The sequence below is a fragment of the Streptococcus infantis genome, assembly GCF_047460685.1.
Lineage (GTDB): Bacteria > Bacillota > Bacilli > Lactobacillales > Streptococcaceae > Streptococcus > Streptococcus infantis_AD.
This window is the reverse complement of record NZ_JASHFS010000004.1, coordinates 39,982-62,853: the sequence shown is the minus strand read 5'-3', so window position 1 is coordinate 62,853 and position 22,872 is coordinate 39,982. Positions and strand designations below refer to the sequence as shown.

19 protein-coding genes are annotated in these 22,872 nt (G+C 39.7%); 5 read left to right on the top strand and 14 right to left on the bottom strand.

The features are described 5' to 3' along the window. Positions 1-67: 67 nt before the first annotated feature. Positions 68-1,348 (bottom strand): glycoside hydrolase family 125 protein, encoded by a 1,281-nt coding sequence (locus QM917_RS02600; RefSeq protein WP_414284694.1) that lies wholly within the window; start codon positions 1,346-1,348, stop codon positions 68-70. A 172-nt stretch (positions 1,349-1,520) separates the two neighbouring features. Here QM917_RS02600 and QM917_RS02595 point away from each other — a divergent pair, with 172 nt between their 5' ends. Both QM917_RS02595 and QM917_RS02590 read left to right on the top strand, forming a co-directional pair. Next, positions 1,521-3,605, top strand: a complete 2,085-nt coding sequence (locus QM917_RS02595; RefSeq protein ID WP_414284693.1) for a GH92 family glycosyl hydrolase — start codon at positions 1,521-1,523, stop codon at positions 3,603-3,605. 415 nt (positions 3,606-4,020) lie between these two features. Next, positions 4,021-5,469, top strand: coding sequence for an APC family permease (locus tag QM917_RS02590; protein ID WP_414284692.1), 1,449 nt, complete (start codon positions 4,021-4,023; stop codon positions 5,467-5,469). 115 nt (positions 5,470-5,584) lie between these two features. Here QM917_RS02590 and polA read toward each other — a convergent pair whose 3' ends face one another. From polA to QM917_RS02540, 10 genes are all read right to left on the bottom strand, one after another. Then, entirely contained in the window at positions 5,585-8,218 is a 2,634-nt protein-coding gene (gene polA, locus QM917_RS02585; RefSeq protein WP_414284690.1) for a DNA polymerase I, read from the bottom strand. Positions 8,219-8,282: 64 nt separating this feature from the next. Next, positions 8,283-9,416 carry an SH3 domain-containing protein gene (locus QM917_RS02580; protein WP_414284688.1) on the bottom strand — a complete coding sequence of 378 codons (1,134 nt, stop codon included), beginning with the start codon at positions 9,414-9,416 and terminating at the stop codon, positions 8,283-8,285. A 100-nt stretch (positions 9,417-9,516) separates the two neighbouring features. Next, positions 9,517-9,783 (bottom strand): Veg family protein, encoded by a 267-nt coding sequence (locus QM917_RS02575; RefSeq protein ID WP_000128621.1) that lies wholly within the window; start codon positions 9,781-9,783, stop codon positions 9,517-9,519. Further along, positions 9,780-11,138 (bottom strand): replicative DNA helicase, encoded by a 1,359-nt coding sequence (gene dnaB / locus QM917_RS02570; protein WP_000852500.1) that lies wholly within the window; start codon positions 11,136-11,138, stop codon positions 9,780-9,782. The genes QM917_RS02575 and dnaB overlap by 4 nt, the downstream gene beginning before the upstream one ends. Before the next feature lie 42 nt (positions 11,139-11,180). Then, positions 11,181-11,633, bottom strand: coding sequence for a 50S ribosomal protein L9 (gene rplI / locus QM917_RS02565; RefSeq protein ID WP_000864204.1), 453 nt, complete (start codon positions 11,631-11,633; stop codon positions 11,181-11,183). Beyond that, positions 11,630-13,603: a DHH family phosphoesterase gene (locus QM917_RS02560; RefSeq protein ID WP_311522902.1), complete on the bottom strand. Its 1,974-nt coding sequence runs from the start codon at positions 13,601-13,603 to the stop codon at positions 11,630-11,632. The genes rplI and QM917_RS02560 overlap by 4 nt, the downstream gene beginning before the upstream one ends. Before the next feature lie 236 nt (positions 13,604-13,839). After that, complete coding sequence (gene tnpA / locus QM917_RS02555) at positions 13,840-14,304, bottom strand: IS200/IS605 family transposase (RefSeq protein WP_311522332.1); 465 nt, start codon at positions 14,302-14,304, stop codon at positions 13,840-13,842. Between the two features lie 203 nt (positions 14,305-14,507). Then, on the bottom strand, positions 14,508-15,050 hold the full coding sequence (hpf, locus tag QM917_RS02550) for a ribosome hibernation-promoting factor, HPF/YfiA family (RefSeq protein ID WP_049509978.1): 543 nt from the start codon (positions 15,048-15,050) through the stop codon (positions 14,508-14,510). A gap of 79 nt (positions 15,051-15,129) precedes the next feature. Then, positions 15,130-15,792, bottom strand: coding sequence for a ComF family protein (locus tag QM917_RS02545; protein WP_414284686.1), 663 nt, complete (start codon positions 15,790-15,792; stop codon positions 15,130-15,132). Further along, positions 15,789-17,087 (bottom strand): DEAD/DEAH box helicase, encoded by a 1,299-nt coding sequence (locus QM917_RS02540; RefSeq protein ID WP_414284684.1) that lies wholly within the window; start codon positions 17,085-17,087, stop codon positions 15,789-15,791. The genes QM917_RS02545 and QM917_RS02540 overlap by 4 nt, the downstream gene beginning before the upstream one ends. 55 nt (positions 17,088-17,142) lie before the next feature. Here QM917_RS02540 and QM917_RS02535 point away from each other — a divergent pair, with 55 nt between their 5' ends. The 3 genes from QM917_RS02535 (at position 17,143) to cysK (ending at position 19,261) form a co-directional block, all read left to right on the top strand. Then, a complete protein-coding gene (locus QM917_RS02535; RefSeq protein ID WP_414284682.1) occupies positions 17,143-17,778 on the top strand; it encodes a YigZ family protein in 636 nt (211 codons plus the stop codon). A 16-nt stretch (positions 17,779-17,794) separates the two neighbouring features. Next, the gene (locus QM917_RS02530; RefSeq protein ID WP_414284680.1) at positions 17,795-18,238 is read left to right on the top strand and encodes a PH domain-containing protein; all 444 of its coding nucleotides are present in this window, start codon (positions 17,795-17,797) and stop codon (positions 18,236-18,238) included. 96 nt (positions 18,239-18,334) lie between these two features. Continuing rightward, positions 18,335-19,261 (top strand): cysteine synthase A, encoded by a 927-nt coding sequence (gene cysK / locus QM917_RS02525; RefSeq protein ID WP_281335422.1) that lies wholly within the window; start codon positions 18,335-18,337, stop codon positions 19,259-19,261. Between the two features lie 122 nt (positions 19,262-19,383). Here cysK and tsf read toward each other — a convergent pair whose 3' ends face one another. The 3 genes from tsf to pcsB all read right to left on the bottom strand — a co-directional run bounded on the left by tsf (position 19,384) and on the right by pcsB (position 22,789). Continuing rightward, a complete protein-coding gene (tsf, locus tag QM917_RS02520) occupies positions 19,384-20,424 on the bottom strand; it encodes a translation elongation factor Ts (RefSeq protein WP_000808093.1) in 1,041 nt (346 codons plus the stop codon). A 77-nt stretch (positions 20,425-20,501) separates the two neighbouring features. After that, positions 20,502-21,284, bottom strand: a complete 783-nt coding sequence (rpsB, locus tag QM917_RS02515) for a 30S ribosomal protein S2 (protein WP_000268462.1) — start codon at positions 21,282-21,284, stop codon at positions 20,502-20,504. A 299-nt stretch (positions 21,285-21,583) separates the two neighbouring features. Then, positions 21,584-22,789, bottom strand: a complete 1,206-nt coding sequence (gene pcsB / locus QM917_RS02510) for a peptidoglycan hydrolase PcsB (RefSeq protein ID WP_153224650.1) — start codon at positions 22,787-22,789, stop codon at positions 21,584-21,586. Positions 22,790-22,872: the final 83 nt, after the last annotated feature.

Sequence of the window (22,872 nt, the reverse complement as noted above, 5' to 3'; positions counted from 1 at the left end):
CCTCATTCTAACTTAAATTTAAAAATATATTTGTGATTCTAACAAGAATCAGTCGAGCAAAAGCTCATTAGCGGATATCCAAGTAATCCAAGACTAATTCGCAGAACATCATGTTGGCCCACGAGAACCACTCACGAGAGTAGAGAGTCGGATCATCTACGTGGAAGCTTTCGTGCATAACGCCTGTACCTCCATCGCAGACAACTAACTGATCTAGCAAGAATTTCTTCTCTGCCTTATCCGTCGTTGTCAATCCTTGGATAGATAGAGCAATCGGCCAGATATAGCGGTAGAAGGTATGAGAACTTCCTAGTCCACTAGCGTATTCTCCTTGGTAGAAGTATGGATTTTCAGGACTGAGAATAGTGCGACGAGTGGCTTGATACACTTCGTCATTGACATCACAGTAACCAAGATATGGAGCAGCTAACAAACTTGGTACGTTAGGGTCGTCCATGATGCTAGCATTTCCCAAACCATCTACCTCAAAGGCATAAATCTTTTCACCCTTACTATTTGTAGTGTAGGCGTAATTTTCGATTCCTTCTTGAATCTCAGTTTGGAGGCGTTTTGCATCTGCAATGATTCTCTCACTATCGGCTAGATTCAATTCTGCAAAGATTTCTTGAACATAACCCAAAACAACCACTGCAAACATATTGGATGGAATCAAGTAGCTATACTGACAGCAGTCATCGCTTGGACGGAAGGCTGACCAGGTCATCCCTGTCACAGCAAAGTCTGGCCCAAAGCCGTCATTTACCAAGGTATCTTCCTTACGATCAGTATCACGGACGAAGCGATAAGGCGAGTTCTTATGATCTTGTTCCACCGTCCAGAGATGAAGGATTTCCTTAGTCGCTGTAACAAAGGTTTCATCAAATTGGCTAGTCTCACCAGTTTCTTTCCAAAGGAGATAAGCCAATTGCAATGGATAACAAAGCGAATCTACTTCATACTTACGTTCCCAAATCCAGCCATTGAGGTCTGTATGGTCTGTCTCATGATGACCCTTCCAGTTCTCCTCAATATTAAAAGAGTTGGCATAGGGATCCTTGAGAATCAAAGTCATCTGGCGTTTAACCAAGCCAGCAATGGTCTGGCGCAAACGAGGGTCTCTTTTTGCCACATGAAGGTATGGTCTAAGCTGGGCAGTCGAGTCACGAAGCCACATAGCTGGAATATCTCCCGTCAATACAAAGGTCGAGCCATCTTCTAAAATCTCAACTGTATTGTCCAAGGTGTCTGTATAGCAACGTTCAAAGACATCAACCCACTCAGGATGCTCCTTGGCACGCTCTGCTACCTCATCTAGCCACTCTCTGACAATTTCTTTTGAATAAACCATAAACTATTTTGCCTCTTTCAAACAAATTTTCATTTTCAGTATATAGCTTTTAGTCCAGAAAATATATACACAAATGTTAGTCATTATTCTACAAAATTGTTATATTTTGAAGTCATTTTCTAAAAGTATCCTTTTTCTGATATAATGTAGAAAACTACTGAAGGAAACCACTATGAAACCGATACTTGAAACCATTGATATGCGCTTTGGCACCGCGAGCAAGCATGCCTTTTCTCGGGGAAATACTCTACCATACGCTGGAGTGCCTTTTGGGATGAATTACTTTGTTCCACAAACTAGTGACCATGACGGGTCTTGGTTTTTTGATCCCCATCTTCCTATCTTTCAGGGTATTCGACTAACCCATCAGCCTAGCCCTTGGATTGGTGATTATTCTTGGTTACTACTGACTCCTGTTACAGGAGAAATCAGTGGCGGCACCCTCTTCCATCGGCAGTCTTCTTATAACCTTGATCGTGCTATTTTCAATCCCCATTTTCTAAAGATTTTTTCTGAACGTTATCAGATTGAAACCCAACTCACACCTACTTGCTATGGGGCTTCTATTCAACTAAGACAGATACAAGGCAAGAAGCTCTCACTCTATCTGCATGCAGCTGATGATTTATCATTAGAGCAAGTAGATGAGCGTACTGTCATCCTTGGTCAAAGCGGATTAACCGAAACCAACAAAAGTCCTCTCGTCATGTATACTTCCCTCACATTCTCTACGGATATTCTATCTGTCAAGCAAGTTGGGCAAGACTGGCGTATTGACTTGGCTGAATCGGAAACTCAGATTCAATTGGCCACTTCATTTATTTCCAAAGAACAAGCTTTCTTTAATCTTCCTAAACAGGATTTTACAGAAACAAAAGCAGACGCCAAAAAAAGTTGGGAAGATTTTCTAGGCCGTTTTGATGTCGTGGAAACCGGCTCTGTAGACCGAACATTTTTTGATCATTGTCTATACAGACTCTTTCTCTTCCCGCAAACCTTCTATGAGGTGAGTGAACAGGGAGAAGAGATTCATATAGACCTCGCTTCAGGAACAATTAAACCAGGTCTTCTCTTTACCAATAATGGTTTCTGGGATACCTTCCGCACTTCATTCCCACTCTTTGCCTTGATTATTCCAGAATACTATCGTCAGTTTCTTGAAGGCTTCCTCAATAGCTACCGCGACACTGGATATCTTCCTAAGTGGCTTGCCCCTGATGAAAGAGGAATGATGCCTGGCACTTTGATTGATGGTCTTATTGCAGATAGCGCCTGCAAAAACATGGCACCTGAGTTTGAAGAAGAATTTCTCAAAGCCATGATTGAAACTGCTACTAAGGCAGATCCAAAAGCTATCAACGGGCGACACGGCCTAAGCCAATACCAAGAGCTAGGCTACCTATCCACAGACTTCCATGAAAGTGTCAGTCATACACTGGACTATGCTTACAGTGATTTTTGCATCTCTACCTGCGCAACAAAATTAGGTCAAAAAGAGCTGGCACAAACCTATGCCCACTATTCTAAAAACTATCAGAATCTATTTGATCCTGAGACAGGATATATGAGGGCGCATGATATAGATGGCAACTTCCGTCCTGACTTTTCTCCTTATAGTTGGGGCCGTGATTATGCTGAGTGTTCAGCCATCCAAGCCAGTCTCGGTGTCTTACACGATATTTCTGGACTTGGTCAACTAATGGGTGGAAAAGAAGCCTTTAGCAACTATCTCTTAAAAGTTTGTCAAAGTTTACCGCTCTTTGAAACGACGGGTTATGGATATGAAATTCATGAGATGAGCGAGATGGCAACAGCGCCATTTGGTCAACTAGCCATTTCCAACCAACCAAGTTTCCACATCCCTTATCTCTTCCGCTATAGCAATTATCCTCAATACACCAGTCTCTTAATCAAGACTCTCCGTCAAAAAGCCTTTCGAGCTGGCTGGGATGCTTATCCAGGCGATGAGGATAACGGTAGTCTATCTGCCTGGTATGTCTGGTCTGCTCTTGGGCTTTACCCAACTTGCCCAGGAAAAGCAAGCTATGATCTTGGAATTCCACTCTTTGACCACCTTCGTGTCTATCTGGCAGATAAAAATCAGTGGCTTGATATTCGTACACAACAAAATCATGAATACTTCCACTTTGTAAAAAACTGTCAACTGGATGAGAAAGAAGTTCAGAGTGTCCGTCACCAGGATTTGCTAGATGCTCAAACTCTCAACTTTACCCTCAGCTGGTTACCAAATCACTAATCGATCAAATCCCTTTGCCATGTACAAGGGGATTTTCTGATTTATAGTAAATCTTCCACAAAGTTATCCACAGATTGTGCATAACTTTCAAATCAATTTCATGTACTTACAAACGATTTCTCTCAACCATTTTTTTGACATTCTAAAGTAAAATACCCTCAATAGACTGTTCTATCAGTCTTTATAACCGACTAGCTTAGTACCCAACTCACACATTCTATCTCTTTTTTCTAAACTAACATTTGGAAAACAATTTTTTATTTCACAAAGTTATCCACAGATTGTGTATAACTTTTACTCAAGTACAAACTCCATCTGATAAATTCCCCCCTACATTTTTTATAGTAAATTTCAAATTTTGTTAGGCGCTTTCAAAAAATCATGATATACTGAAATTATAAGAAAAGGAGACATTATGAAAAAAGATCAACACCAACTTAATTGGCTGATGGTTTCTCTTATTGCTTTCAACATGGTTTGGGGGCTAGGAAACATCGTCAACAACTATTCTCAACAGGGGATTTCAGTAGTCGTATCTTGGGTTTTAATCCTCGCACTCTACTTTATCCCATATTCACTCATCGTCGGACAACTAGGTTCTACCTTCAAGGAAAGCGGAAGCGGTGTTAGTGACTGGGTTGAAAAAACATCAACCAAACGTCTCGCCTACTTTGCCGCTTGGACCTACTGGGTTGTGCATATCCCTTATCTCGCACAAAAACCTCAAGGGATCCTTATTCCACTCGGATGGGCCTTGCAGGGTAACGGACAATTTCTAAAACAAATCGACATCCACTGGATTGTTATTCTCTGCTTGCTAATCTTTGGACTTTTCCTCTACCTTTCTACAAAAGGATTGACAACACTGAAAGTCATCGGTAGCTTGGCAGGAAGTGCTATGTTGATTATGTCTTTACTCTTTGTGCTTTTGGCTGTCGGTCTGCCTTTCATTAAACCAGACATCCAATTTGCGACACCGCACATGGATCAACTGAGCACCTACATTCCAAACTTTGATTTTTCTTATTTTACAACCATCTCACTATTGGTCTTTGCAGTTGGTGGTTGTGAAAAAATTTCCCCTTATGTGAATCAAACTCGCAATCCTGCAAAAGAATTTCCAAAAGGTATGATTGTCATGGCAATCATGGTGGGGCTCTCTGCTATCCTCGGGTCAGTTGCCATGGGAATGCTATTTGATGGCAATAACATCCCTGAAGACCTCATGCGTAATGGTGCTTATCAAGCCTTCCAAATGTTAGGAAATTCTTGGGGAGTTGGAAACCTCTTTGTCGTGATCTACGCTCTTACAAACATGGTCGGACAAATCGCTGCGCTTGCCTTCTCTATTGACGCACCATTGCAAATCCTTCTCAATAACGCTGACGAAAACTTTATCCCGAGCTGGCTTCGAAAACGTACTGAAAAAGGTGTCCTCATTAACGGCTACCTCCTTACAGGCGTCCTCGTTAGTCTCATCATCATCCTTCCAATTTTTGGTATTCAAGAAATTGATGGACTTGTAAAATGGATGACCAACCTCAATTCTATCGTGATGCCGATGCGTTACCTCTGGGTATTCCTTGCCTATATGATGCTCAATCGCGCTTGGAAGACATACAAAAACGCCGAATACAAGTTTGTGAACAATCCTAAACTTGGCTTTGTTATCGGTACTTGGTGCTTCCTCTTCACAGCCTTTGCTTGTATCCTTGGTATGGTTCCAAAAATTAACTACGCTGAGAATCCAACGGCTTGGCAATTTTCTCTTCTTACAAACATCTTGACCCCAATTATTCTGATTGGTTTGGGTGTGATTCTACCAGTACTTGCCAAAAAAGAACAAAAGAAACAAATCAAGTAAGTCTACTACTAGCTGGATAAAATCACTTTTATCTTTTCTTGCAAAATTTTCTCAGCAAAAATCCCCTTAAACGTTACTGTTCAAGGGGATTTCTTTTTGTTTAATAGTCTATTTTTTACTTGGCCTCATACCAAGTTACGCCTTCATTTTCATCAGCAATGAGGGGCACACTGAGTTGAATGGCATCTTCCATGGTTTGTTTGACGAGTTTTTTGATAGCAGCTAATTCTGACTTAGGAACTTCAAGAACGATTTCATCGTGTACTTGTAGAAGCATCTTAGTCTGATAACCACCTGCAACCAAGGCTTTATCCAGCTGAATCATAGCGATTTTGAGAATATCTGCAGCCGATCCTTGGATAGGTGAGTTGATGGCTGTACGTTCCGCAAAACCACGAATATTAAAGTTACGCGAATTGATATCTGGTAACTCACGACGACGTTTGAAGAGAGTCTCCACATAACCCTTATCACGCGCCTCACGCACCACTTCATCCATGTAGTTTTTAATACCTGGGAAGCGTTCAAAGTAGGTATCAATATAGGCTTTTGCTTCCTTACGGCTGATGCCCAGATTATTAGACAAGCCAAAGTCTGAAATCCCGTAAACCACTCCAAAGTTAACCGCCTTGGCATTACGACGGTCATTCGGAGTCACATCCTCAGGACGTTCAATTCCAAAGACCCGCATGGCTGTCGAGGTATGGATGTCAGCTCCTTCTTGGAAAGCCTTAATCAAGTGCTCATCTTTAGAGATATGTGCCAAAACGCGCAACTCAATCTGTGAATAGTCCGAGCTGAGAAGGACACTGTCCTCCCATTCTGGCACGAAAGCCTTACGAATGAGGCGCCCTTGTTCCAAACGAACAGGGATATTTTGCAAGTTTGGATCGACACTAGACAGACGACCTGTCTGAGTCAAATCTTGCACATAGCGCGTGTGAATCTTGCCATCCGCTAAAATCCAGTCCTGCAAACCAATCACATAAGTGGATTGAATCTTAGCAATCTGACGGTAATCGAGAATTTTCTTGACGATTGGGGCAATCGGAGCTAGGCGCTCCAAGACATCCACGGCTGTCGAGTACCCTGTCTTGGTTTTCTTGGTATATTCGAGAGGGAGACCTAGTTTTTCAAAAAGAAGGACACCCAACTGTTTAGGTGAATTGATATTAAATTCCTCACCTGCTAGGTCATAAATCTCTTGCGTCAGCTTTTCAATGACAAGCTCATTTTCGGCCTGCATCTCGAGCAATGTTTCTTTTTTTACCTTGATCCCAGCGATTTCCATCTTAGCAAGGACAAAAGCCAGAGGCTGCTCCATATCATAAAGAAGGTCAAGTTGTCCGTTTTCGCTTAATTTTTCAAGTAAAACAGGCTCTGTCTCAACCAATACAGCAACCTTACGAGCTAAGTGTTCCAAGAATTTCTCTCGCTCAGGGATAGCTTTCTTGACACCCTTGCCGTAGAAGGTTTCATCATCGACCAGGTAAGTTTGACCGTAGAGACTAGCGATGGTGGAGATTTCATTATTCTCGACAGTAGAGAGAAGGTATTTGGCCAAACGACTGTCAAAAGCAGGAGCCTGTAAATCCAAACCAAAACGATTTAAGAGGACTTTTACTTTCTTAAAGTCATATACTTTTAGAGGTGTTTTTTCTAGAAAGTCCTTGAAAATCGGGTCTTGCAAAAGTTCCAACTTGTCTGTGGCGTAGAGCTTGTCTCCGCACGACCAGGCAAAGCCAATCAAGTCATCTGTATGGTAATTTTCACCAAAAAGTTCAAAGTGGAAGATAGAGTCGGCACTCAGCATATCTTCACTCACTTTGTCCACCATGGTGAAATTCAAAGTCTCAGCTTGGTTCGTCTGAGAAGCATTCAAGGCTTGTTTGAGCTGCTTAAAGCCCATTTCATCGTAGAATTTTCCGAGGTTTTCAATATCTGGACCGCTATAAACCAAATCATCTAGACTGATTTCAATTGGCGCTTTCGTATCAATGGTCGCTAGTGTTTTAGACAGAAAGGCTTGCTCCTTATCATTAATGAGATTTTCCTTCATCTTAGAAGCCTTCATCCCATCGATATTTTCATAAATACCTTCGAGCGAGCCATGTTCTAACAAGAGATTGATACCCGTCTTTTCACCAATCTTAGTTACACCAGGGATATTATCTGACTTATCTCCCATGAGGGCCTTAAGATCAATGAACTGAGTTGGGGTGATGCCCATCTTTTCCATGAGATATTTTGGTGTAAATGCTTCGAACTCAGCTACACCTTTCTTGGAAATCTCAACCACTGTATGTTCATCTGTCAACTGGATCAAGTCCTTGTCTCCACTGACGATAGTTACATCAAAAGCATCCTTCTCAGCCAAGCGACCTAGAGTACCGATTATGTCATCTGCCTCATACTGAGCTAACTCATAATGGCGAATTCCAAGATGGTCTAGCAACTCACGAATAAAAGGAAATTGCTCTCTAAACTCATCTGGAGTTTTAGCACGACCACCCTTATAGTCTGCATACATCTCTGTACGAAAAGTCGTCTTCCCCGCATCAAATGCCACCAAGATATGGCTAGGCTCAACACGCTCTAGCAAATGATTCAACATAAGTTGAAAACCATAGATAGCATTTGTATGAAGACCGTTAGCATTTTTAAAACGATCCAGTTGCTGGTAAAGTGCAAAGAATGCCCGAAAAGCAACTGAAGAGCCGTCAATTAGTAATAATTTTTTCTTGTCCATACACCCATTATAAAGGAAAGCAGGGAAAAATACCATTAGGAAGAGCCCAAATACTGAATAACACTTATGATGCTGGATTTTCTACTCGTGCACCACTGCTATCAACTTGGAAACCATCGATAGTCGTATTGACTGCTAAAGCTCCCGATGCATTCACATAGTAATATTTCCCTGAAACCTGAAACCACTGGCTAGCCTTCATAGCACCTGAGCTTTCAAGATAGTACCATGTTCCATTATCCTTTAACCAGCCTGTCTGCATTTCGCCAGACGACTTCAGATAATACCACTTAGAACCATCTTTTAACCAGCCTGTCGTCATTCTACCATCAGCTTGCAAATGATACCAGTTTCCATTAATCTTCTTCCAACCGACTGCTTTCTGACCATTTTCATAATAATACCAAACAGTTCCTTCTTTTTCCCAACCATTTTTAGAGCTACTTGTTTTAGTTAAGGGGATATAACGTCTGTTCCCGCTTCGTGAAATATAACTAATCCATTTATGCCCATCTTTTTCAAGAGTTTGATCATAATGAACACTTTCTCCCGCATAGTAATAATCGATAATCGTTGCTGTTAGTGATGGCTGATCCATAATGGCTGCTTTTTCTGTAAAAACATGTGTCCCACTAGATACGAGTGATAACTGATAATTTCCTGAGCTAGTATTCCCCACATCTTTAAAATGAATGAATCCAGTCATAGAATTGGCCTTTACCGTTCGTCGATTGTACCTTTCTCTGACTCCATAATTGTATTCTTCAATTTCAATCATATCACCAAGGACATTGGCTACCCAAGCGACATGACCATACTGTCCACTCGTATCCCAAGCGATAGAACCAATTGCTGGGCGCTGATCTACGCGATAACCTTCTCTTTTAGCACGATATCCCCATTCATTAGCATTTCCATAAGCCGCCGGAATTTCAAAACCATTGACATTACTCAAACGAAAGGCTACAAAAGAAGTACACTGACGAGAATACATGCGCCATTTATCAATCTCCTGACTCCCATTTTTATAATAATAGGGATAATCATCTCCTCGTGCTAGTGATCCATTGTTTGCCTGGTTGGCATGAACAGTTCCTCCACTAAATAAAAAAATACCTGCTAAAACTAGTGAAGCTGAGCCTACAGCTGTCTTTCTGAGAAAAGTTCCCTTTTTATGTCCTGCTTTAGTAAATGTCATGCATTCTCCTTCAAATAATTAGATTTTTGAGGTTGACCTCATCTATATCATTCGAAAGAAAAAGAAAAAAGTGAGAAACTTCCCACTTTCATGAATATCCTTAATCTAAATAATGAATTAAGTTCTTTTCCGTTAAAATATCTGAATAAGTGAAAGATTCAACATAGACATTAGCCTGTTTGTCTCCTTCAACATTTCCAAACTCAACGATGAAGAGCGATGGGTAAACCTCAATTAGTTTTCCTAAACGATTTTTTTGGCGTTTACGACCATTTTCTAAGGTCATTTCTACCACTTGTCCCTCATGCGCCTTAATTTCTTCTTTGATTTTTTTCATTTTAGCCACATCTGTAAATGCGTCTGTCATCTTGGTTCCTCCATCTTCGAAATACTTGAAAATTTATTATATTCTTTTTGGAAAATCAATTCTACCGTTCCGCGAGCACCGCTACGGTTTTTCTCGATAATCACTTCTACTTTATTATTTGGAATGCCTTCCTCCTCTTCACCACCGCGCTCATAATAGTCATCACGATAGAGAAAGGCTACGATATCAGCATCCTGCTCAATAGATCCAGATTCACGAATATCAGACAAAACTGGTCTCTTATCTTGACGTTGCTCTACACCACGAGAAAGCTGACTGAGAGCTATAACTGGAACTTTGAGTTCTTTTGCTAGGATTTTCAACTGACGGGAAATCTCAGATACTTCTTGTTGACGATTTTCTCGACCAGTCCCTGTGATCAGCTGAAGATAGTCAATCAAAATCAAGCCTAGATTACCTGTTTCCTGAGCCAGTTTACGGGAACGAGAGCGAATTTCTGTGATTCGAATCCCTGGTGTATCATCAATGTAGATACTTGCATTAGCCAGATTACCCTGAGCAATCGTATACTTGCGCCATTCTTCCTCAGTCAATTGACCTGTACGGATAGAATGCGACTCTACCAACCCTTCCGCAGCCAGCATACGATCGACCAAGCTTTCAGCACCCATTTCCAGAGAGAAAATAGCAACTGTCTTGTCTAATTTGGTTCCGATATTTTGCGCAATATTCAAAGCAAAAGCTGTCTTACCAACCGCAGGACGAGCTGCCAAAATAATCAATTCTTCCTCATGCAGACCTGTCGTCATGTGATCTAAATCTCGATAACCTGTCGCAATACCCGTGATATCCGAAGTCTGTTGAGAACGAGCTTCTAGATTTCCGAAGTTGATATTCAATACATCGCGAATATTTTTAAAGCCATTTCGATTGGCATTCTCACTGACATCAATCAAACCTTTTTCTGCACGAGCGATAATTTCGTCAGCAGGTTGAGAAGCTTCATAGGCTAGGTTTACAGACTCTGTCAACTTAGCGATTAGGCGTCGAAGCATAGCCTTTTCTGCTACAATTTTAGCATAGTATTCCGCATTTGCAGAGGTCGGCACTGAATTGACAATCTCAACCAGATAAGACAAGCCTCCAATAGTTTGTAAATCACCCTGGCTATCTAGTATCGTCCGAACTGTGGTTGCGTCAATAGCATCTCCACGATCAGACAAATCAACCATAGCTTGAAAAATCAAACGGTGAGCATACTTAAAGAAGTCCTGTGAATCGATATATTCTCGGACAAAAACGAGTTTAGTCTCATCAATAAAAATGGCTCCTAAAACAGATTGTTCTGCTAGGATATCTTGAGGCTGAACACGCAGTTCTTCAACTTCTGCCATCAGACTTTCCTTCCTTTTACAATATTGTCAACCAATCGTAAATTAAGCTTCCTTGACACGAAGATTGATTACACTTGTTACATCTTGATAAATCTTAACCGGAACATCAATCAAACCAACTGCTCGGATTGGTGATTGAACTTGAATGTGGCGTTTATCAATTTTAATACCAAATTGTTTTTGCAATTCTTCTGCAATTTTCTTGTTGGTAATAGATCCAAATGTACGACCATCTGGACCAACCTTTTCGACAAATTCAACGATTGTTTCTTCTGCTTCCAGTTTTGCTTTAATTTCCTTAGCTTCTGCAAGCATTTCTGCATGTGCTTTTTCTTCTGATTTTTGCTTACCGCGCAACTCACCAATTGCTTGAGCTGTCGCTTCCTTAGCAAGGTTTTTCTTAATTAAAAAGTTTTGTGCATATCCAGTTGGCACTTCTTTAATTTCACCTTTTTTTCCTTTACCTTTAACATCTGCTAAAAAGATTACTTTCATTCTTCTGACTCCTTTTCTTTTGTTTCATTAAAAATAACTGTTTTTAGTTTATCTCCTGCTTCTTGCAGGCTCATATCTGTCAACCGCGCTGCAGCTAAGTTAAAGTGACCACCGCCACCTAACACTTCCATAATTCGCTGAACATTAATCTTACTTCTACTTCGCGCAGAAATAGAGATTGCTCCTTGACTATTCTTAGCAAGTACAAAGCTGGCCTCTATACCAGACATGGCAAGCATAGCATCAGCAGCCTTACTAATAACAACCGTATCGTACTCTTTATCCTCCAAAGCTTGAGCAACCAGGATTGATGGCTGTACCATTTGCCCCTGCAAAATGAGTTCATTTACCAATCGATATTCTTCAAAATCCGTGGCTGAAATTTCCTGAATGACAACGCTATCACTCCCTCTCGTTCTTAGATAACTTGCAACATCAAAAGTTCGACTAGTTACCCGAGAGGTGAAATTTTTAGTATCCAGCATCATTCCCCCCATAAGAACACTAGCCTGAATACGACTCAAACGTTTCTTCTTAGAGTTTTGAAATTGAATCAACTCAGTTACAAGTTCACTAGCACTACTAGCTCCACTCTCGATATAGGTAATGACCGAATTATCTGGAAAATCTTGGTCACGACGATGATGGTCAATGACTATCGTCTGGGTAAACAAGTCATAAAACTCTTTGGATAAGGTTAAAGCTGTCTTAGAATGGTCAACCATCACCAGTAAGGAGCGTTTGGTAACCATTGTCATCGCTTGATTTAAAGGAAGAAGTTTTGAAACACCCTCATCTTCCAAATAATTAACCGCTCGAGCAATATCTGGAGACATCTGTGTAGGATCATAAACCACATAACTATCTTCCAGTACATTACTCGAAAACAACTGCATCCCAACCGCTGAGCCAAGAGCATCCATATCCAGATTCTTGTGACCAACCACAAAAACTCGATCGACACTTTTAAGTTTATCTGAGATAGCTGTCATCATAGCACGAGTTCGTGTCCGAGTACGTTTAACAGATGCTGCTGAACCGCCTCCAAAGTAGATTGGATTTTTGGTTTCATCATTCTCTTTTACAACTACTTGGTCACCACCACGAACTTCCGCTAAGTTGAGATTGAGGAGAGCAACCTTCCCAATCTGGTCATGATTCCCATCACCATAGGAAACTCCTATACTCATAGTTAGTGGCAAATTTCGTTGCTTAGCTTCCTCACGAAAGGTATCAATCACGGAAAATTTATCCTGCATCAAGTGATCAAGTACGGTATAGTCCGTAAATAAATAGAAGCGATCCATGCTCACTCTACGAGAAAACATGGCATGTTTCCCAGCAAATTCTGAAACAAAATTTGCAACAAAACTATTGATATGACTAATATCTGATTCAGACGTTTCATTTTCCAAATCATCATAGTTATCAACTGAGATAATTCCAATTACAGGACGACTTGTTACCAATTCAGCAGTCGCCTCATACTCACCAGAAACATCAAAAAAGTATAAGACACCCGAATTTCTATCCAAATGCACTGCATAACGTTTCTCCCCAACAATGGCATAAGCCCCTGGGGAAGAAATCGAACTCTTTAAAATCTTTTGAAATTGAGGAAAATCAATTTCTCCATCCTCGGTTGTCAAAATTAACTCCGCATAGGGATTGAACCATTCAATCTCACTGCTGTTCATATTTAATTTAACAACCCCGACAGGCATTTGCTCCAACAGAGCACTCAAACTATCCGTAGCCTGATGATTGACATACTGGATTTGCTCGATATCTGTTTTTTTGTAATATTTTTTCTGGAAATTAAATAGCAAAACATAGAATACAATAAATAAAAATAGACTTGCTATAGTGATAAGATTATCCTTTACTAACACAATCAAAATGGTCATAATCGTAAAGGTTACCATAGCAATCAGATACATAAAAAAGGGATTTATTTCATTTTTTTTCATTACAAACCTCTTGCGCATTATTATACCACAAATGTAGCCAAAAAGCGACTTTTAAAGAGGGAACCCTATTTTCAAATAATAATAAAACATCCAAATCATAACCACCCGTCAAACGGGTGGTTTACACCAGGGCTATAAGCCCAAATTACCAGCCAGCGCCTAAAGAAGCTGGCTTTCACGTTGTTCAAGCCTCATTGCTCTTGACTCGTCACTTGCCTCTTAAAGAGGTGTGAGTATTACTTGCCACTATCCCTAAAGGGATCCTCATATTCTTTTACACTTAATTTATCTAGTGCTATATCATGCTTTTCCTGATCTTGTATGTATTTCCTTATCGTGGCTTCATTAAGCCCTACTGTACTCACATAATAACCTTCTGCCCAGAAATGCCGATTCCCAAACTTATATTTCAAATTGGCGTGTTTGTCAAACATCATGAGTGCACTTTTACCTTTTAAATAACCCATAAAACTCGAAACACTTATCCTTGGTGGAATACTTACTAACATATGTACATGGTCTGGCATTAAGTGACCCTCGATAATTTCAACTCCCTTATAACTACACAAGCGATGAAATATTTCACCTAAACTACTCCGATATTGATTATAGATGACTTTTCGTCTATACTTAGGGGTGAACACAATGTGATACTTACAGTGCCACTTTGTGTGTGATAAACTATGAGACTTTTGTACCATGGTTTTCTCCTTTCGCTTTACAATTGGCTTGAACACCTTTATTGTATCGCGTTTGGAGTTTTTTTGGTATAACCTTCGACGCGCACCCGCATAGCGGATGGTTTATTTGTCTCGCACCTCACGGAGCGAGACGGACTAATAGTCACATAACTAAAAAGTGGTTTACACTAGTGTAAACCACTTTAAAAGGCTAATTTTTTTGATTATTTAACTTCTAGAAGACCGATATCTCCATCTTCTCGACGATAGATAACATTTGTTGTTTCATCTTCAACATCTACATAGATAAAGAAGTCATGTCCCAATAAATCCATCTGTAAGATAGCTTCTTCCAAATCCATTGGTTTCAAATCAATTTGTTTTGAACGAACAACTTTTGGTTGTGCTACATCTAAGTCCTCAACTAAAACATCTGTAAAGAGTTGACTTGTAGATACTTTATTTCTGTTCTTACGTTCAATTTTAGTTTTGTTTTTACGAATCTGACGCTCAATCTTATCTGTCACCAAATCAATAGAGCCGTACATATCTTGAGAAATATCTTCTGCACGAAGAGTAATAGATCCAAGCGGAATGGTTACTTCTACTTTAGCAGTCTTTTCACGGTAAACTTTCAAGTTAACACGCGCATCCAATTCTTGGTCTGCTTGGAAGTATTTTTCGATCTTTTCGAGTTTAGAAACTACATAATCACGAATTGCTTCTGTTACTTCTAGGTTTTCACCACGGATACTATATTTAATCATATAAGTACCTTCTTTCTAAACATATTTGTTTTTCTAACTATATTATAACGCTTTCATATTTTTTTTGCAAACTTTTTCCTCATCTTGCGAGGGAAAAAGTTTTAATATTCTGACAACCAGCCTCTAATAGCATACTTTTAAGACGATTCAAGGTAGTTCCAGTTGTATAAATATCATCAAAGAGTAAGATATTTTCTGGGGGCTTCACGCCATCTTTCAGAAAAAATGGAAACTCTGTAAGTAAACGATCCGATCGATTTTTTGAAGAACTAGCCTCCACTTCTTTTTTAACCAAAATATCCAGATATGCTAACCCAGTATCCTTTATCAAACCCTCAACTTGATTAAAGCCTCTGCTTTTTAAACGCTCGTCACTCAGAGGAACAATCACAATCTGATAGTCCTTATACTTCTTTAACTCTTTTTGCAATATCTCAGAAAATACCTTTCTAAGAAGATAATCACCATCAAATTTATAGCGACTAAAATATTCTTTCATGGCCTGATTATAGGAATAAAGAGCCACATGATCAACATTTACACCTTGTTTACACCAAAATTGACAATCTTGACAGTTTGTTGACATATCTTTTTTGAAACACCTAGGGCAATGGTTGTCACCGATATTCTCAAAAGACGAAATACAGGATTCACAGACTATTTCCTCCTCCTTTTTAAAACAGAGCAGGTTAGTAAAGGTTATCTCTGTTTGCAAGCTTTTACCACACAATAAACACTTCATACTCCTGCCTCCTGATTCATTTGTTTAATCTCCTTTATGGCTTTCTTAATGGACAGATTGAGTCCGTCATGGAAAAATATCAGTTCTCCAGTAGGACGATCCATGCTTCTTCCAACTCGCCCACCAATTTGTACTAAACTTGACTTGGTAAAGAGTTGATGATTGACTTCCACCACAAAAACATCTACACGAGGGAAGGTAACTCCACGCTCTAATATAGTTGTGCTTATTAATATCGTTAACTCTCCATCTCGAAAGGCTTGTACCTGCTCTAATCGGTCTGCTGTGATTGAAGATACAAATCCTATTTTCTCATTTGGAAACTTCTCCTGCAAAATTTCTTTTAGCTTTTCTCCCTTTTTAATCTCAGAGGCAAAGATTAGTAAGGGATAGGCCGTCTTTCTCTGTTTCTCAATGTAAAGTTTTAATTTGGGAGGTAAACCATTTTTTTCTAAATATCTATTAAAATGCGATAACCAGATTGGCTTGGGAACAATGAGAGGATTTCCATGAAAACGACGAGGTAAACTAAGACGCTTTAACTCCCCTTGTTTAACTTTTCTATCTAACTCATCAGTTGACGTTGCTGTTAAAAATATTCTCAATCCGGTCTCCTTTACACAATTATTGACAGCATGGTAAAGTACAGGATTATCAACATAAGGGAAGGCGTCTACTTCATCCACAATCAATAAATCAAAAGCTTGATAAAATTTTAATAGCTGGTGAGTGGTTGCTACAACTAAAGGTGTACGAAAATAGGGATCCGACTCCCCATGTAGTAGCGCAATCTCACATGCAAAATCATTTTGTAGTCGTTTATGTAACTCTAAGCAAACATCAATTCGTGGACTGGCCAGACAAACAGCTCCACCTTGATCAATCACCTTGGCGACAACTTGGTAGATCATCTCTGTCTTACCAGCTCCTGTCACTGCATGTACCAAGGTAGCCTCCTTCTTATCTACCGCCTGAAGGAGTCCTTGTGATACCCGCTCTTGAAATGGAGTCAGTTGACCTGACCATTTGAGTACATCTTGTTTGGGAAAACATTCTTGCGGAAAGTAATAGAGTTTTTGATCACTTCTTATTCGCTTCATAATCAAGCATTCTCGACAATAAAAAGCACCAATAGGCAAATGCCATTCTTCTTCTATCTGACTACCACAACGCTGACAAGATAGTTGCCCCTTTTCTTTTTTCATGGATGGAATTTGTTTTGCTTGTTGTCTCTCCTCATGACTTAATTCTTGCTCGGTAAAAAGGCGACCGAGATAATTTGGATTTACTTTCATATTTCTTTATTCGTAAAATGTAGAACTTTACGCTATTTTTTAGTACAATAAAAATATGGAATACAGAACTATAAAAGAGGACGGACAAGTCCAAGAAGAAATCAAAAAATCACGCTTTATCTGTCATGCCAAACGTGTCTATAGTGAGGAAGAGGCTCGTGATTTTATCACAACTATTAAAAAAGAACACTATAAAGCTACCCACAACTGCTCTGCTTTTATTGTCGGTGAGCGTAGTGAAATCAAGCGAACTAGTGATGATGGAGAACCTAGTGGGACTGCTGGCGTTCCTATGCTAGGAGTTCTGGAGAATCACAACCTTACTAATGTCTGTGTTGTAGTTACTCGTTATTTTGGCGGTATCAAACTAGGGGCTGGTGGTTTGATTCGCGCTTATGCTGGTAGTGTTGCCCTAGCAGTTAAGGAAATTGGGATTGTCGAAATCAAAGAGCAAGCTGGCATCTCCATTCAAATGTCTTATGCCCAATATCAAGAATACGGTAATTTTCTTAAAGAGCATAATCTTATAGAATTAGAGACAAACTTTACAGACCAAGTTGACACAATGATTTTCGTTGACAAAGAAAGGAAAGACGATATCAAGGCTGATCTCATTGAATTTTTCAATGGAAAAGTTACTCTAACTGACAAAGGTTTACGTGAAGTTGAAGCATCTGTAAACCTATCGTAAAGAAAGGAAATATCATATGGCTTTTGGAAGATTAATTCAGGGACTCGCTGGAAACTTCAGTGAGCAAAGTAAAGAAGATCTTACCAAGGATTTTGGACAATATTTATTAGAAAATGAAGAAATTCAAAGCGGATATAAACTCATTCGTGACTCAATTATCTTTACAAATATCCGAATCATCTTTACAGATAAACAAGGGGCAACTGGACGAAAGATGTCTATCAAATCAATTTTCCTCATGAACATCGTCAATGTTGAAATGGAAACTGCTGGACTTGGGATTGATGATAGTGAGATTACGATTACTTATTTAGAAAATGCCTTTTTAAAATCTCACAATGAGCATTTTAATTCTCACAAATTTGAATTTCCAAAGAAAACTGATATTGTACCTCTTTACACCTATCTATTTGACTTAGCTTATCATAATCGTTTGAATATGAATGGTTTGAATCACTGATATAAAAAAATCCTATCACTCCGATAGGATTTCTATATTTTACAAAAGTTAAAGTTAGCGTTATACTAGTAGCATCTTATATAAAGAGGTGCTAATATGGCAATTTATAACAATATCACAGAACTCATCGGTAGAACACCGATTGTTAAATTGAATAACATTGTACCAGAAGGTGCAGCAGATGTTTATGTAAAACTTGAAGCTTTTAACCCAGGATCGTCAGTTAAGGACCGTATCGCCCTAAGCATGATTGAAAAAGCAGAACAAGAGGGTAAACTCAAACCTGGTTCTACCATTGTAGAAGCAACTAGTGGGAACACTGGTATTGGTCTCTCATGGGTTGGTGCCGCTAAAGGTTACAAAGTTGTCATCGTTATGCCTGAAACAATGAGCGTGGAACGTCGTAAAATTATCCAAGCTTATGGAGCTGAACTAGTCCTCACTCCTGGTAGCGAAGGAATGAAAGGTGCAATTGCAAAAGCGCAGGAAATTGCTGCTGAGCGTGATGGTTTCCTACCATTACAGTTTAATAACCAAGCTAACCCAGAGGTTCACGAAAGAACAACAGGAGCTGAAATTCTAGCTGATTTCGGAGCTGATGGTTTAGACGCCTTTGTTGCTGGTGTTGGTACTGGAGGAACTATTTCTGGTGTTTCTCATGCTCTTAAAACTGCTAACTCAAACATTCAAGTTTTTGCTGTTGAGGCAGACGAGTCAGCTATCTTGTCTGGTGAAAAGCCAGGTCCTCACAAAATTCAAGGTATCTCTGCTGGATTCATTCCAGATACACTTGATACAAAAGCTTACGATGGTATCGTTCGTGTAACATCAGATAACGCTCTTTCACTTGGCCGTGAAATCGGTGGAAAAGAAGGATTCTTAGTCGGTATTTCTTCTGCAGCAGCTATCTATGCAGCAATTGAAGTCGCTAAAAAACTTGGAGCAGGTAAAAAAGTCCTTGCGCTTGCACCAGATAACGGAGAACGTTACCTATCTACAGCACTCTATGAATTCGAAGTATAGTCTCCTAAATACACTAAGCCCTTGTATAGGGCTTTTTGTTTATCTTTTAAAGTAAAAAAAGGATTCATATGAATCCCCCCTAACAAAAGAAAAGGAAGCAAATTAGCTTCCTTACTTTTTTATTAGTTATTCAAGGCTGCTGCCATTGTAGCTGCAACTTCTGCTTCAAAGTCGTTTGCAGCTTTTTCGATACCTTCACCAACTTCAAAGCGAGCGAACTCAACTACTGAAGCGTTAACTGATTCAAGGTAAGCTTCAACTGTCTTGCTGTCATCCATGATGTAAACTTGTGCAAGAAGTGTGTAAGCTTGGTCAACTTTAGTGTTGTCAAGCATGAAGCGATCCATTTTACCTGGGATGATTTTATCCCAGATTTTTTCTGGTTTACCTTCTGCAGCCAATTCAGCTTTGATAGCTTCTTCAGCTTGAGCGATTACTTCATCAGTCAATTGAGCTTTAGATCCGTATGCCAAGTGTGGAAGAGCTGGTTTACCAACCATAGCACGGCTTTCATTATCTTGGTCGATAACGTGGTTCAATTGTGCCAACTCATCTTTAACAAATTGCTCATCCAATTCTTTGTATGAAAGAACTGTTGGTTTCATAGCAGCAATATGCATTGAGATTTGTTTAGCAAGTGCTTCGTCTCCACCTTCGATTACAGAGATAACACCGATACGTCCACCGTTGTGTTGGTATGCTCCGAAGTGTTGTGCATCTGTTTTTTCAATCAAAGCAAAGCGACGGAATGAGATTTTTTCTCCGATAGTTGCTGTTGCAGACACATAAGCCGCTTCAAGAGTTTCACCTGAAGGCATTGTCAAAGCAAGAGCTTCTTCGTTATTAGCTGGTTTTCCTTCAGCGATTGCTTTAGCTGTTGCGTTTACCAACTCAACAAATTGAGCGTTTTTCGCAACGAAGTCAGTTTCAGCATTTACTTCAACAACTGCTGCAACGTTACCGTCAACATAAACACCAGTCAAACCTTCTGCAGCAACACGATCAGCTTTCTTAGCTGCTTTTGCCATACCTTTTTCGCGAAGCAATTCGATCGCTTTTTCGATATCGCCTTCAACTTCAACTAATGCTTTTTTAGCGTCCATAACACCAGCACCAGATTTTTCACGCAACTCTTTAACAAGTTTAGCTGTAATTTCTGCCATTTTGATTCTCCTATATTTTTTAAAATAGGAGAGCCGGGCTAAGCCCCGCCCTCCTAGGTAATTACTATTTATATGAATTAAGCGTTGTCGCCTTCTACAACTTCAACGATTTCTTCGATTGAGTCTGCTTGAGCTTCTGAAGCTGCAAATTCTGCTTCAACTGCTGCAACAGCATCTTCACCTTGGCGACCTTCGATGATAGCGTCTGCCAATTTAGCTGTAATCAACTTAACTGCGCGGATAGCGTCATCGTTAGCTGGGATGATTACATCGATATCGTCTGGATCTGTGTTTGTGTCAACCATCGCTACAACTGGGATTCCCAATTTTTTAGCTTCTTTAACAGCGATTTGCTCTTTATGTGGGTCAACTACGTACATTACATCTGGAATACGAGGCATATCTTCGATACCACCCAAGAATTTTTCAAGACGTGCACGTTGTTTGTTAAGAAGTGCAACTTCTTTCTTAGGAAGAACTTCAAAAGTTCCATCTTCTTCCATACGTTTGATTTCTTTCAAACGAGCGATACGTTTTTGGATTGTTCCCCAGTTTGTAAGAGTTCCACCCAACCAACGGTGGTTGATGAAGTATTGACCTGAACGTACTGCTTCTTCAGCAACTGCGTCAGCTGCTTGCTTCTTAGTACCAACAAACAATACAACTGCATCGTTAGCTGCAGCATCACGCATGAAGTCGTATGCTTGGTCAGCGTATTTTACAGTTTGTTGCAAGTCGATAACGTGGATTCCGTTACGCTCAGTGAAGATGTACTTAGCCATCTTAGGGTTCCAGCGACGAGTTTGGTGACCAAAGTGTACACCAGCCTCAAGAAGTTGTTTCATTGAAATTACTGCCATGAGTATTTCTCCTTTTTGTTTTTTCCTCTTCTTGATTTCAGCTTGCAAAACGACCCGAAGGCAACAGCTTCACAATTCATCAAGAATGAGTATTATCGTTTACACGACAAGTTACATTGTATCATAGTTAAGCTTTTTTTTCAAGTAATTTTGCTAGTTTTTCAATGAAAACTCAAACGTCTCACACTAACTTCTACCATAGTGGAACTTAGTTTGGGTATTTAGCGAAAACTCAAACTTGGGATTTCACCATCTTATAAATAAGAAAAGAGACTCAAATTGAGTCTCGGTTTTTTTCATTAGTTTGGATAGATGTAAGTAACATAACCTTCAGAAGTCGTAGTTGGGTTGAACCATCCACGTTTGTTACCAATTGTACGATCTCCACCGTAGTTAGATTCAGATACCTGAATACTTGATGATGATGAAACAGCTGTAACAACCGCTACGTGTCCATATCCTCCATCATTCCAACATGCAATCGCACCAACTTGTGGTTGAGAACCAGTACGGAATCCTGCTGCAGCTGCACTTGTTGCCCACTGCGCTCCGTTACCCCAGTAATCTCCAGCCCAAGGTGCCAATGTTTTAGCTCCCCAAGTACATTCACCAGTTGGATAACTTGAAGCATTTGTACTATATGTTGGACGTGATGTTGTACGAGTAGCTACAGGTGTGTAGCTTGAATCATCATCTGATGATGAAGAACTTGAAGTTGCTTGCACTTGTGCAGCAAAGCTTGTATTTGCTGATGCTGCAACTGATTGTTGTTGACTTGCTTGTCTAGCTTTATAAGCTGCTTCTGCCTCTGCTGCCGCTTTAGCTTCTGCCTCTGCTGCTGCTTTTTGCTCCAACAAGCTAGTTTTTTCATTTTCTGCTGTAGCTTTTTCAGCTGCAAGATTTAACTCAGCTACTTTCAATTCTGCTTGTTTTGTTGTCAAAGCTTGAGCATCGTCAGCAAGTGTTTGTTGGTTAGCAATGACTGTATTGATTGCTTCGTTGTTTGCAACTTGTTTTTCAGAGATAGCTTTCTTATCTTCTTTTTGTTGCTGCAACATTTTATTGTTTGCTGATACGATTTCACTCATAGCTGCTACACGAGAAATAGCTTCTGTGATTGAGTCAGAGTTAATAATCGTATTGATGTAGCTTGTAGCAGTTCCGTTCGTTTGTGCACTACGAGCTTGGTTTTCAAGCGATGCATTACGAGCTACAATATTTTTTGAAAGCTCTGCGATTTCACCTTCAAGTTTTTTAGATTCTTCTTGAAGTTTTTCGTTTTCAGATTGCAATTTTTCTTGCTCTGATTGAATAGCTGAAACTTTAGTTTGAATTTCGTCTACTTGTTTTTGAGCTTCTTTCTGTTGAGCTGTCAAGTTACTAATTTTACTATCTTGAGCAGCAATCTTTTCATCTGTTGTATTTGCTTTAACACTTGAAAGAACAGCTCCTTGTGAGACCAATACTGTACTTAACAAAAGTGATGCTAGGATTTTTTTCTTCATAAGTGTGAATACTCCTTCTTTTAAGACAATACTAGTATATCAAAAAAAGGCCTAATAAATATTACGCCTTTATTACAGTTTTG